The organism is Nonomuraea turkmeniaca (assembly GCF_005889735.1).
GTDB classification, from domain to species: Bacteria; Actinomycetota; Actinomycetes; order Streptosporangiales; family Streptosporangiaceae; genus Nonomuraea; species Nonomuraea turkmeniaca.
In genome coordinates this window covers 1-11327 of sequence record NZ_VCKY01000299.1, presented here as the reverse complement: position 1 = coordinate 11327, position 11327 = coordinate 1, and the positions used below count along the sequence as shown (strand labels likewise).

Genomic DNA, 11327 nt, shown 5'->3' with positions numbered 1-11327 from the left:
CGCCCGGCCATCCCCGCGCCCGAATCTCGCCGGCATGCGAAAGGCGCGCACCCCAATCGGGTGCGCGCCTTCATGCGTGCCTCAGCCTGCGCGGCGGCGGTTGCCGCCTCCGCCGCGGGGCTGGCGGCGCTGCTGCTTGCGCTCCGTCGCGGCGGACGGGGCGATGTCATCGTCGTCCGATGCCAGGTCCGGCGACTGGAAGATCACCGTGAACGGGCTCGGCGGGATGATCCGCTCCGGCTCCTTGCGCGCCGGGGGCGGCGGCGTGGTGAGGAAGGTCGCCTCGGGCGCGACGGCGGGCGCCGCCACCGCGTCCTGCCGCTGCACTACGGGCGCGACCGGCTCGACGGCGGGCGCCGCCACCGCGTCCTGCCGCTGCACTACGGGCGCGACCGGCTCGACGACGGGCTCGACTGGGGCGACCGCCTCCACGGCGGGCTCGTCGGCCTTGGCGGCGGCCCGGCGTGAGCGCGTGGGCTCGGCCGGAGCCTCGTCCACGTTCGCGGCCCGGCGTGAGCGGGTGCGCCTCGCCGGCGCCTCCTGAACGTCGGGCCCCTCTGCCGCGGCGGCCGTGCCGGTGCTCCTCACCGGAGCCACCGGAGCCACCGGAGCCACCGGAGCTTCCGGCGCGTCGGCGAGCGCCTGCTCGATCGCCGAGGTGGCCGCCCCCCTCCGCGTACGGGCCCGCTTCGGCTCAGTGGCCGCGGCCTTGATCTCGTCGGTAGAGAAGATCGCGGGAATCTCCTCCGCCTTGGCATCCACGAGCTCGACCTCCGAGGTCTCGACGGGTGCGGTCTCCGCCAGCTCCCTTCCGCCGCGGGTGCGGCGGCGCTGACGCGGCGTACGGGCGGCAGGGCGCTCCTCGTCGCGGCGGCGGCCGCCACGCCCGCGAGGCCTGCCGGTCTCACCGAGGTCCTCGATGCGTTCCGCGGACAGCCCCACGCGCGAGCGGCTCGCGTGCGGCAGGACGCCCTTGGTGCCCTCGGGGATGTTGAGTTCGGTGTAGATGTGGGGCGAGGTGGAGTAGGTCTCCTCGGGCTCGGCGAAGTCCAGCCCGAGCATCTGGTTGATCATCTTCCAGCGGGTCAGCTCCTCCCACTCCACGAAGGTGACCGAGATGCCCGTGCGCCCGGCCCGGCCGGTGCGGCCGATGCGGTGCACGTACGTCTTGTCGTCCGTGGGGCAGTCGTAGTTGACCACGTGGGTGACGTCGTCGATGTCGATGCCGCGGGCCGCCACGTCGGTGGCCACGAGCACGTCGATCTTGCCGTTGCGGAACGCGCGCAGCGCCTGCTCGCGCTGGCCCTGGCCGAGGTCACCGTGGACGGCCGCGACCGCGAAGCCGCGGGTGTCGAGCTGCTCGGCGACCATGTCGCAGGCCCGCTTGGTCTCGCAGAAGACCATGGTGAGCCCGCGGCCCTCGGCCTGCAGCAGCCGCGCGACGATCTCGATCTTGTCCATGCGGTGCGCGCGCCACACGATCTGGCGCGTCAGCGGGGTGGCCTCGCCCTCGCCGGTCTCGTGCTCGGCGCGTACGTGCGTCGGACGGTTGAGGTATTTGCGCGACAGCGCGACGATCTCGCCCGGCATGGTCGCCGAGAACAACATCGTCTGCCGCTCCGCGGGGATCAGTTTGAATATGCGCTCGATGTCAGGCAGGAAGCCCAGGTCGAGCATGCGGTCGGCCTCGTCGAGGACGAGGGAGTTGACCTGGCTCAGGTCGAGGTGCTTCTGCTTGACCAGGTCGAGCAGGCGGCCCGGGGTGCCGACGATGACGTCGACGCCTGCCTTGAGCGCCTCGATCTGCGGCTCGTACGCACGGCCGCCGTACACGGTCAGAACCCGCGACCCGAGCTTGCCCGCGGCGGTCACGAGGTCTTCGCTGACCTGCACGGCCAGCTCGCGGGTCGGCACGACGACCAGCCCGCGGGGCTTCTTGCGGTTCTTGCGCGGCTTGCCGATGCTCTGCAGCATCGCGATGCCGAACGCGTAGGTCTTGCCGGTGCCGGTGCGAGCCTGACCGATCAGGTCCTGGCCGCTCAGCGCGAGCGGGAGCGCCATCTCCTGGATGGGGAACGGTGTGACGATGCCCTCAGTCTCGAGGGCATCGGCGATTTCGGGTGTGACTCCGAGGTCTCGGAAAGTCGTCAGCGTGGCCTGCCTCAATCTCCAATGAAGGCGGGCCTGCCGGGACCGACGGGCGGAAAACAGCCCCGTGTCGTGGGTCCTCGCGGAAGAGCCAGCCCTCTCATGTCATCAGCGACCGCGGCCTCCGGGGAACGAAGGTCTTCGGGGAAAACCCCCGTTTTACACAGTGCGGTCGCACTTTCACAGAGCAGTGTACTCGATAGCACAACGCAGGCCGAGCTCGCTTATGTTCCCCGAAGATTTCCCCGACCTCCGCGAAGTACGCTGCCTTTCATGAAGGAGTCCCCAGGAGTCGTCGACCTGCTCGGTGTGCTGGCGTACGCGGAGCTCAGCGCCTACGCCCGGATGACCGAGGACGCCACCACGCTGGCGCCCTCGCTGGGCGATCGCGCGGGGTTGAGCGAGCTGGCCGTCACCGAGTACGCCCACTTCCGCCTGCTGCGCGACCGCCTGGCCGAGCTCGGCGCCGATCCGGAGAAGGCGATGTCGCCGTTCGTCGCGGCGCTGGACGGCTGGCACGCCCAGACGCGGCCGGCCGACTGGCTGCAGGCGCTGGTCAAGACGTACGTGGGGGACGGCATCGCGCACGACTTCTACCGCGAGGCGTCGAGGAACCTGGATCCCTCGATCGCCGGGCTGGTGGACGAGGTGCTGGTGGACGAGGGCCGTTCGGAGTTCGCGGTCGAGCGGGTCAGGGCCGGGATCGAGGCCGATCCGACCGCGGGCGCGCGGCTGGCGTTGTGGGCACGGCGGCTCGTGGGCGAGGCGCTCAGCCAGGCGCAGCAGGTGGCCTTGGCGCGGCCGGAGCTGGCGGTGCTGGTGGCGGAGTCGGTGGGCGAGGGCGAGGCGGACATATCGCGACTTTTCGCGAAGCTGACGGAGGGGCACGGCAAGCGCATGGCCGCCATGGGCATCTGAAGTCGCTCACGGGCCGGATCGCCGAGCAGGGAGAGGGGCCTCGGCCCGCACAGCGTCCGCAGACGTCGACGGAGGCGGGTCTGCTCATTGAGCGGCGCGAGGCACGAAACGGTTGTACCGTGCCAGGCATGAGGACCTGGCGCCGCTACGGCAGTTCCTTGACGAGATGTGGGCCGAATCCCTGGACTTCGCGCGCTGTCTTGCGGAGGGGGAGCGGGGCCTGCCCGACCACCGAGCGGAAGCGGGATGACCTGCCTCGCGGCCGGCGACCTCGTGGCTGCCTGATCGGGACGGCGCGCGGGTGAGCGCGCTCTGCAGGCTCGCGTCGGCGTGCCCGTGACGCCGGGGGTACGGCGCCGGCGGCCGTACCCCGTGTTGAGTCTTTAGAGCGTGCCGCCGAAGCCCACCGGCCTCGACTCATCCTCACCGATCTCGAGGAACCCGAGCGCGGTCACCGGCACGATGACCCGCCGCCCCTTCACGTCGGTGATGGCGAAGACGCCACGATCGACGGACAACGCGTTCCTGATCTCCTCTTCAACCTGGTCGGCGGTGAGGTCAGTCTCGACAATGAGTTCGCGGTGTACGGAGCGTACGCCGATCTTGATTTCCATCGTGGCTCCCTGTTCGACGGGGCTGGCTCACCTCCATCGTGGCCGCTCGCGCCCGTGGAAAACGCAAATGATCGCGCCCAGCGAACGGGTTATGCCGTACGCGGAAATCCGCTGATGCCCCGCCAGGACAGCCGGGCCATGAGCTGCTCGGCCGCGTCCTTCGGAATCGAGCCGTGCGTGGTGACCCAGTAACGGGCGCTCACCTCGGCCATGCCGACCAGGCCGACGCCGAGCAGATGCGCCTCGTCGCTGGTGCACCCGGTGTCCTCCTGGATGAGCGCGCTGACCATCTCCGCGCACTCCTGCAGTGACCGCTCCACCCGCTGCCGCACCGGTGCGACGTTACGCAGGTCGGACTCGAAGACGAGGCGGAAGGCCTCGCCCTGGGTGGAGACGAAGTCGAAGAACGCGCGGAACGTCGCCTGCACACGCAGTTTGTTCTCGTGCGTGGAGGCCAGGGCGTCCCTGACGCGGTTGACCATGTCGTCGACGTGCAGGTCGAGCAGCGCCAGGTAGAGCTCGAGCTTGCCGGGGAAATGCTGGTAGAGCACGGGCTTGCTGACCCCGGCCCGGTCGGCGATCTCGTCCATGGCGGCCGCGTGATAGCCGTTCTCCACGAACACTTCCTGCGCGGCGCTCAGCAACTGCCGGCGGCGGGCGAGTCGGGGCAGCCGGGTGCCCCGGGGCTTGGCGTCCGGGGTTGCGGTCACGCGGGTCTCCATTGGTCTCTCAGCGGGTCGTGCGGACATCCTACGTGCGAGTAGCCGACGCCTCAGCGATAGTCGTCATCAGGACAGCGCCTTCGCGGAGTGGCCGCGCGCCGAAAGCCGTCACACCCGGTGCCATCCGCCGTCTCACCGGTATTCGTCATCGTCGAGATCCACCACGCGGTCCTGGTCGGCCGCGTCGCCGGGGTCGGCCTCGAGTGGCAGCTCACCGCGTACGCCGGCGTTCTGGCGCACCTCCCGATGCTGCTCGGCCGCGTCGGCCTCGGGTGTCTCGACCGAGAACTCGGCCCCCTCCTCGTCGAACGGCCCTTCGTCTCCGCGAATGTCCATCTCCGACATCTTGGGTCCCCCTCTTGGTGTGGACGGAACCAGCCTACGCCCGGCCGAAAAGGTCGCCGCGTTTCTCCACTCTGGCGAGTACGTCCGGCGCCGTGAACACCAGGTCCTCCGGCCGCTCGCACCCCTCGACCTCTTCCCAGGTCAGCGGTGTCGAGACGGTGGGCAGCTCCCTGGCCCGCAGCGAGTACGGCGCCACGGTGGTCTTGGCCGGGTTGTTCTGGCTCCAGTCGATGAACACCTTGCCCGGCCTCGCCTTCTTCGTCATCACGCTGACGATCTGCTTCGGGCGTTCCTTCTCGAGGAACTGGGCCAGCCTCTTGGCGTACACGGAGGGCTCCTCGCGGCAGTCCCAGTCCGCGTACAGCTGCATGCCCTTGTTGCCGCTGGTCTTCGGCCGGGCCGTGAGGCCCTCGACCTGCAGCACCTCGCGCAGCATGAGCGCGACCTCGCAACACTCGACGATCGTCGCGGGCGCGCCCGGATCGAGGTCGAACACGAGTGTGTCGGGCTTCAGCGCCTCTCCGTCCTCGTCGACCCGCCACTGGGGTACGTGGAGCTCCAGGGCGGCAAGATTCGCGTAGTAGACAAGCGTCGGCAGGTCGTCCACGATCGCGAAGTCGATGCGCTCACGGTTCTTGGTGCTGCCGGGGGCGGGCAGGTTGGCACGCCTGACCCAGGCGGGAGTGTGCTCGGGGGTGTTCTTCTCGAAGAAGAACTGGCCGTTGACGCCGTTCGGGTACCGCTTGACGGTCAAGGGCCGGCCGCGGAGGTGCGGCAGCAGTACGGGGGCGACGCGGGTGTAGTAGTCGATGACCTCGGCCTTGCTGAAGCCGTAGTCCGGATAGAGCACCTTGTTCAGGTTGCTCAGCGTCAGCTCACGCCCGTCGACCTTGACCGGGACCTTCATCGGGTCACCTCCGAGGGGAGCTTGTCGGGGCGCAGCCCGCGCCACACGGGGTGCCGCAGCCGCTGTTCGTCGGTCCACATCGTGTAGGCCACCTCCCCGACCAGATCTGGCCTAACCCACCGATTCCGCCACGGAACCTCGTTGCTGAACGGGCTGCTCGGGATCTCCAACGGCCGCAGCACCTGGTAGAGCTCGTCGAGCAGGGCGTCGGTGAAGCCGGTGCCCACGTGCCCCACGTACGTCAGCTCCGCCCCCGTGAACACCCCCATGACCAGCGACCCGATCCCGCCGGACCGGCGCCCCTTGCCCGGTTTCCAGCCGCCGATCACGACCTCTCTGGTGCTCAGGTTCTTCACCTTGATCCACCACGGCGACCGGGTGCCCGGCCGGTAGGGGGAGTCGAGCCGCTTGGCGATCACGCCCTCCAACCCCTGCTCGGACGTGGCGGTGAGCAGGTCGGAGTCGCCGGGGAAACAGGGTGGCGCGCCGATGTCCAGCTCGTCGAGCAGCGCCCGGCGATCCCGGTAGGGCAGGTCGAAGAGCGGGATCCCATCGAGGTAGAGCAGGTCGAACGGCATGTACGTGACCGGGTACAACTCCAGCATGACCGGCTCGGGCTCGGTCAGGTGCATGCGGTGCTGCAGCCGGACGAAGCTGGGCAGCCCGCGGGGGTCGAGTGCCACGACCTCGCCGTCGATGATCGCGTTCTTAACCCCGAACCCCGAAATTTCCGGATACCGCCCCGTGTACTCCACCCCATGCCGCCCGGTCACCCTCAGCCCGCCGTCGAGGTGCACGATGGCGCGGATGCCATCCCATTTGACCTCGAGACCGTACCGCTCGCGATCGGAGGGTAGTTCCCCAGGTACGGCCAGCATTGGTTCAATTGGGTATGGCATTGGTTGCCCCATGACGGGTATGTGCCCCATTGGCGACCCGTTGAGAGCTGAGGAGTGACCATGCGCAGCATCTGGAAAGGTGCGATCTCCTTCGGTCTGGTCACGATCCCGGTCAAGCTCTACTCCGCGACCGAGCAGAAGGACGTGGCGTTCCACCAGGTGCACCGCGAGGACGGCGGCCGGATCCGCTACAAGCGCGTGTGCACGAGTGACGGCGAGGAAGTCCCCTACTCCGACATCGCGAAGGGCTACGAGCTGCCCACGGGCGAGATGGTCGTGCTCACGGACGAGGACTTCGAGGGACTGCCGCTGAGCACGTCACGCAGGATCGACGTCCTGCAGTTCACCCCGGCCGAACAGATCGACCCCATTTACTTCGCCAAGTCCTACTTCCTGGAGCCTGATGCGCAGGGGGCGAAGCCGTACGTGCTGCTGCGCAACGCCCTGGAGAGCTCGGGCCAGGTCGCGGTGGTCAAGGTGGCCCTGCGCCAGCGCGAGTCCCTGGCCACGCTCCGGGTCCGTGACGGGGTCTTCGTCCTCGAGACCATGCTCTGGCCGGACGAGATCCGCACGCCCGACTTCGGGTTCCTGGAGGAGGACATCGAGGTACGCCCCCAAGAGCTCCAGATGGCCGAGTCGCTGATCTCGACGATGGAGTCCGACTTCGACCCGAGCGAGCACCACGACACGTACCGCGAGGCGCTCCAGCAGGTGATCGAGGCGAAGGTGGCCGGCAAGGAGGTCGTCGCGGCGCCGGAGGAGGAAGAAGCGGGCCCGGCCGTGGACCTGATGGCGGCACTGAGGGCGAGCGTGGAGGCGGCGAAACGGGAGCGGGAGGGCGCGCCGGCGGCAAAGCCGAAGAAGGCCGCGTCCGGCAAGTCCAAGGGAGACAAGGAAGAAGAGAAGGCCCCGGCCAAACGCAAGGCCCGCAAATCCGCATAGCCAAAGGGGCCTCGTCCTTCGCGGCGGGACGGCTATGTGTACAGCAGCGTCTCCCACACGGCACCTACCCCCGGAGTCGAGCGCCGCGCGCGACAAAAGCTCACGCTCCGCTGCCGTAAGCGTGCCAGGGGTGCCACGCTCCACCGGCCCTTGAGAACGGCCCACGCGCTCAGTCCCCCGGCCCTTCCCCACGAGCGCTGTCGTCACGTGCACGAGTGATGTTCGGAGGGCTCGGCCGGCTTCGGCGCCATGGTGCTGCTGAGCCGGGAAGCCTTCGCTCGTGTCCAGAGCTTCCCGTTCGTTACCGGTGGCCGCTGGACCGGGCGGGTTCGGGCATCGGGCCGTGGTGGGGCTATGCCGGCATCTGGGCCGGCTCACGAGCACGGTCCTGGACCGGCTGGACGCGGCTGCGGACGAGATGAACGCCAGATCATCGAGCGGCCGGCGGCGCTTCACGAATACGGCCCCCATTGAGCTGCCGCGCCCGTTGATTGTCCGGTACGACGCATGCCGGACTTCGACTTGTCGGCGGGAGACGGGCTTTCCCGGCGGCCGGGAGATTGAGGTGTGAGCTCCGCTGCCCGATGGCAGGCGGCCGGTTGGCGATCTTCGAATAGGACATATCGGCATAATTCATATTATTTCATGGAATAAAAGTCTAAGGCATGCAATAAGAATGTTAATACATAGCAAAATGGGGTCGTTCCTGTTTGCCGGGTCTCGTCCCGGAAAGGACATTTGGTGGATGACGCTTAAGTGGCCATCCGGGGGATTGTTTCCAGCGTAATTCGGAAGCGTCCGAGAACGGGGCAAATCGATCCTTTAGGGGGAAACGCAATGCCCAAGCTCAAGAGTGTTATGGCAGGCCTCGCCGTAAGCACGGCGCTGACCGGTGGCGTGGTGGCCGCGGGTGCGGCGACGACCACGGCAAGCGCCGGTGCCGCTACCCAGGTCAGCACCGGTACGTCCACCTGGACCGGGCATGGCTGCGGCTGGAACAACGGCTGCGGCTGGAAGAACGGCTGGGGCTGGGGCAAGTGGCGCCGTCACCACGGACACGCCCGTGTTCGGGTCAAGGTCTTCAACCGGAACATCAACCGCAACTTCAACGGGCACCACGACCACGACAACAACAGGCGCTGGTAACAGGGGCTGTGTGGCGATGGTGCAGGGATGAGTGCCCGTATTTCACGGGTGGTCGCGGTTCGCGGGATGGTGGACTCCGGCTCGTGAATGCCGGGCGCTCGGGGGCGGTCCGCGTGTTGGTTCGTGGTTCGGCCTGAGGTTCCTTTCTCCTGTCTTTCACGGCAGATTTTCCGGTGAGGGCTCGCTGGCATTTAGCCAGGGAGCCCTCGCTTTGTCGTGTTCCGCTCGTCGCCCGGATTTCGTGGGGTGGCCGATCCGGCGGGTTATATGCGGTGGCGTGTTGTGCGGGTGCCATGGGGCGGGCTGGTGTCTGGCAAGAATAGGCAATTCCGGTTTGTTAGTGATTAAGCCGGATATATGCAGGCCAAGGATGATTGGCTGACAATCATCCAGATCCTTTCCGGTTAATCCGGTATCTCCGTGTTATCGGGAGACGCGGGGGACGGGGCAGATCAATCCTTAGGGGGAACGCAATGCCCAAGCTCAAGAGTCTTATCGCAGGCCTCGCCGTCGGTACGGCGCTGACCGGTGGCGTGGTGAGTGTGGGTGCGGCGACGACCGCGGCCAGCGCCAACGCCGCAACGCAGGTCAGCACTGGCACGTCCACCTGGACCGGGCACGGCTGCGGCTGGAACAACGGCTGCGGCTGGAAGAACGGCTGGGGCTGGGGCAAGTGGCGCCGCCACCAGCACGGCGTCGGCCGCATCCGGATCGTCATCGTCAACCGGAACCACAACCGCAACCACAACCACGATCACGACCACGGCCGCGACAGGTGGTAGGGCTCCAGGCCCGAACCTGGGTCCGTGGCGCATGCTGATGCGCTGCTGAGGAGTCCGCCGATGCGATGAACTCCGGCCATGCGATCGAGTGCCCGTATTCACCGGGACCGACGTCCGCCTCTGCGAGAACGACGTCCACCCACCGAATACGGGCACTCGATTTTTCCTGCACTCACGACACCGGCGGGCCGGCTCAGCGGGGTTGCCGCGCCGGTGTGCTCTCGGCCGTCACGAATTGCGGCGCGGGGCGTGCGTCCCACGGGAACCAGCTGACCGTACGGTGTGTGCCTGCATTGTCGTGACCGTTCGGGCAGGCCGGCACGCGCGGGCCGCGTCCAGAGTCGCTGGTGTGCGCGCCCGACGAGCTGGTCCTCATGAGCGTCGAGGTGGCCGTGCGCCGGCGGTGCGGATCCTGCTGTTCAGCGGACCGGTCGGAGTCGGCAGGACGACGGTCGCCATGGGGGCGGCCCGTCTGCTGAAGGAGGCACGCGTCTCCTCCGCGCTGGGTCTGGGTCGCCGGTCTCGTCGCCGAAGCCGCCCGATGATCTGTGGAACGAGCGTCTGCTGCACCGCAACCTGAGCCGCATGTGGTCCAACATCCGCCAGGCTGGAGCCGACCGGTGATCGTGTGGCGGGTGCTTGAGGGTCGAAGTGTGCGCCGCCCCATAGGCGTGGCGGAGCCGGGGCGCGAAGATCGCCGTGATCGGGCTCCGGACGGCATTGAGTGTCGCAGGTGGTGGGGAAACGTTGAGTGCCCGTATTCGGTGGGTGACGTCGTACCGGTGAGGGGGACGTCGATCCCGGTGAATACGGGCACTCGTTCGCATGGCCGGAGTTCATCGCATTGGCGGACTCCTCAGTGGCGCGTCAGCGTGCGCCACGGGTTTGGGCGTGGGCCCTTACCTGCCGTGGGTGTTGTGATTGTGGTTCTTGTTGACGATGACGATCCGGACGCGGCCGGCGCTGTGGTGCTTGCGCCACTTGCCCCAGCCGTGCCTCGAGCCCCAGCCGTGCTTCCAGCCCCAGCCGTGCTTCCAGCCCCAGCCGTTCCTCTTCCAGCCGCAGCGGCCCCAGCCCCAGCCGCAGCCGTGACCGGTTAGGACGGACGTGCCTGTGTTGACCCGGGTGGCGGCGTCGGCGCTGGCTGCGGTCGTCGCAGCACCAGCGGTCACCGCGCCGCCGGTCAGCGCCGTTCCAACGGCGAGGCCTGCGATAAGACTTTTGAGCTTGGGCATTGCGTTTCCCCCTAAAGGATCGGTTTGCCCCCGTTTTCTCCACGTGTCGAGACAACGCGGAGATACCGGATTACCCGGAGACGTTCCGGATGATTGTCAACCAATCACCCTTGGCATGCATATATCCGGCGCAATCGGAGACAAACCGGACTTGCCCAGTCTTGCCCGACACAAGGGCACTCCATGGCATTCGCACAACGCGTCGGCACATAGAGCGGCCCCACTTGGCCGTGAGACGCGCACGCAAGCCCTGCCGCAAAAGCCAAAAAGCCGGCCGCGCGTCCAGAACGCACGGCGACGGAAAACACGACGCAGCGAGGGCTCCCTGGCCGAAACCAGCGGAGCCCTCACCGGGAAAATCTGCCGTGAAAAGATGAAGAGAAAGGAACCTCAGGCCGAACCACGAACCAACATGCGGGCCGTCCCCGAGTGCCCGGCATTCACGAGTCGGAATCCACCATCCCGTGAACCGCGATCACCCGTGAAATACGGGCACTCATCCCTGTACCTTCTCCACACGGCCCCTGCTACCAGCGCCTGTTGTTGTCGTTGTTGTTGTTGTCGTGGTGGTCGTGGTGGTCGTGCCCGTTGATGTTGCGGTTGTCGTTACGGACGACGACGCAGACCACAGGGCCGCGGCGGTGGCGGTTACCCCAACCGCCCCAGCCC

Annotated in this window: 11 protein-coding genes; 4 read left to right on the top strand and 7 right to left on the bottom strand. The window is 67.7% G+C overall.

Translation table 11 applies throughout. The features are described from left to right. Positions 1–81: 81 nt before the first annotated feature. The gene (locus ETD86_RS48145; protein WP_170223688.1) at positions 82–2061 is read right to left on the bottom strand and encodes a DEAD/DEAH box helicase; all 1980 of its coding nucleotides are present in this window, start codon (positions 2059–2061) and stop codon (positions 82–84) included. Positions 2062–2421: 360 nt separating this feature from the next. Between ETD86_RS48145 and ETD86_RS48140 the strand changes: the two genes are divergently transcribed. Next, a complete protein-coding gene (locus tag ETD86_RS48140; protein WP_138673319.1) occupies positions 2422–3066 on the top strand; it encodes a ferritin-like fold-containing protein in 645 nt (214 codons plus the stop codon). 383 nt (positions 3067–3449) lie between these two features. Here ETD86_RS48140 and ETD86_RS48135 read toward each other — a convergent pair whose 3' ends face one another. The 5 genes from ETD86_RS48135 to ligD (ETD86_RS48115) all read right to left on the bottom strand — a co-directional run bounded on the left by ETD86_RS48135 (position 3450) and on the right by ligD (ETD86_RS48115) (position 6532). Next, positions 3450–3680, bottom strand: a complete 231-nt coding sequence (locus tag ETD86_RS48135; RefSeq protein ID WP_138673318.1) for a DUF3107 domain-containing protein — start codon at positions 3678–3680, stop codon at positions 3450–3452. 89 nt (positions 3681–3769) lie between these two features. Further along, on the bottom strand, positions 3770–4390 hold the full coding sequence (locus ETD86_RS48130; protein ID WP_170223687.1) for a TetR/AcrR family transcriptional regulator: 621 nt from the start codon (positions 4388–4390) through the stop codon (positions 3770–3772). Positions 4391–4534: 144 nt separating this feature from the next. Next, on the bottom strand, positions 4535–4738 hold the full coding sequence (locus ETD86_RS48125) for a hypothetical protein (protein WP_138673316.1): 204 nt from the start codon (positions 4736–4738) through the stop codon (positions 4535–4537). Between the two features lie 43 nt (positions 4739–4781). Then, positions 4782–5654: a non-homologous end-joining DNA ligase gene (gene ligD, locus ETD86_RS48120; protein WP_138673315.1), complete on the bottom strand. Its 873-nt coding sequence runs from the start codon at positions 5652–5654 to the stop codon at positions 4782–4784. Continuing rightward, complete coding sequence (ligD, locus tag ETD86_RS48115; RefSeq protein WP_138673314.1) at positions 5651–6532, bottom strand: non-homologous end-joining DNA ligase; 882 nt, start codon at positions 6530–6532, stop codon at positions 5651–5653. The genes ligD (ETD86_RS48120) and ligD (ETD86_RS48115) overlap by 4 nt, the downstream gene beginning before the upstream one ends. Positions 6533–6613: 81 nt before the next feature. On the opposite strand from ligD (ETD86_RS48115), the gene ku reads away from it, so the two are divergent. The 3 genes from ku to ETD86_RS48100 all read left to right on the top strand — a co-directional run bounded on the left by ku (position 6614) and on the right by ETD86_RS48100 (position 9423). Next, positions 6614–7495 (top strand): non-homologous end joining protein Ku, encoded by an 882-nt coding sequence (gene ku, locus ETD86_RS48110; protein ID WP_138673313.1) that lies wholly within the window; start codon positions 6614–6616, stop codon positions 7493–7495. 837 nt (positions 7496–8332) lie between these two features. Continuing rightward, complete coding sequence (locus ETD86_RS48105) at positions 8333–8641, top strand: hypothetical protein (RefSeq protein WP_138673312.1); 309 nt, start codon at positions 8333–8335, stop codon at positions 8639–8641. 473 nt (positions 8642–9114) lie between these two features. Continuing rightward, entirely contained in the window at positions 9115–9423 is a 309-nt protein-coding gene (locus ETD86_RS48100; RefSeq protein ID WP_138673311.1) for a hypothetical protein, read from the top strand. Between the two features lie 899 nt (positions 9424–10322). Here the strand turns inward: ETD86_RS48100 and ETD86_RS56220 are convergent. Next, complete coding sequence (locus tag ETD86_RS56220) at positions 10323–10658, bottom strand: hypothetical protein (protein WP_170223686.1); 336 nt, start codon at positions 10656–10658, stop codon at positions 10323–10325. Positions 10659–11327 lie beyond the last annotated feature (669 nt).

Excerpts from the sequence above, each read along its gene's own strand:
- ETD86_RS48145 (WP_170223688.1), bottom strand. The coding sequence starts at position 2,061 with ATGGCGCTCCCGCTCGCGCTGAGCGGCCAGGACCTGATCGGTCAGGCT.
- ETD86_RS48140 (WP_138673319.1), top strand. The coding sequence starts at position 2,422 with ATGAAGGAGTCCCCAGGAGTCGTCGACCTGCTCGGTGTGCTGGCGTAC.
- ETD86_RS48135 (WP_138673318.1), bottom strand. The coding sequence starts at position 3,680 with ATGGAAATCAAGATCGGCGTACGCTCCGTACACCGCGAACTCATTGTC.
- ETD86_RS48125 (WP_138673316.1), bottom strand. The coding sequence starts at position 4,738 with ATGGACATTCGCGGAGACGAAGGGCCGTTCGACGAGGAGGGGGCCGAG.
- ligD (WP_138673315.1), bottom strand. The coding sequence starts at position 5,654 with ATGAAGGTCCCGGTCAAGGTCGACGGGCGTGAGCTGACGCTGAGCAAC.
- ligD (WP_138673314.1), bottom strand. The coding sequence starts at position 6,532 with ATGCTGGCCGTACCTGGGGAACTACCCTCCGATCGCGAGCGGTACGGT.
- ku (WP_138673313.1), top strand. The coding sequence starts at position 6,614 with ATGCGCAGCATCTGGAAAGGTGCGATCTCCTTCGGTCTGGTCACGATC.
- ETD86_RS48105 (WP_138673312.1), top strand. The coding sequence starts at position 8,333 with ATGCCCAAGCTCAAGAGTGTTATGGCAGGCCTCGCCGTAAGCACGGCG.
- ETD86_RS48100 (WP_138673311.1), top strand. The coding sequence starts at position 9,115 with ATGCCCAAGCTCAAGAGTCTTATCGCAGGCCTCGCCGTCGGTACGGCG.
- ETD86_RS56220 (WP_170223686.1), bottom strand. The coding sequence starts at position 10,658 with ATGCCCAAGCTCAAAAGTCTTATCGCAGGCCTCGCCGTTGGAACGGCG.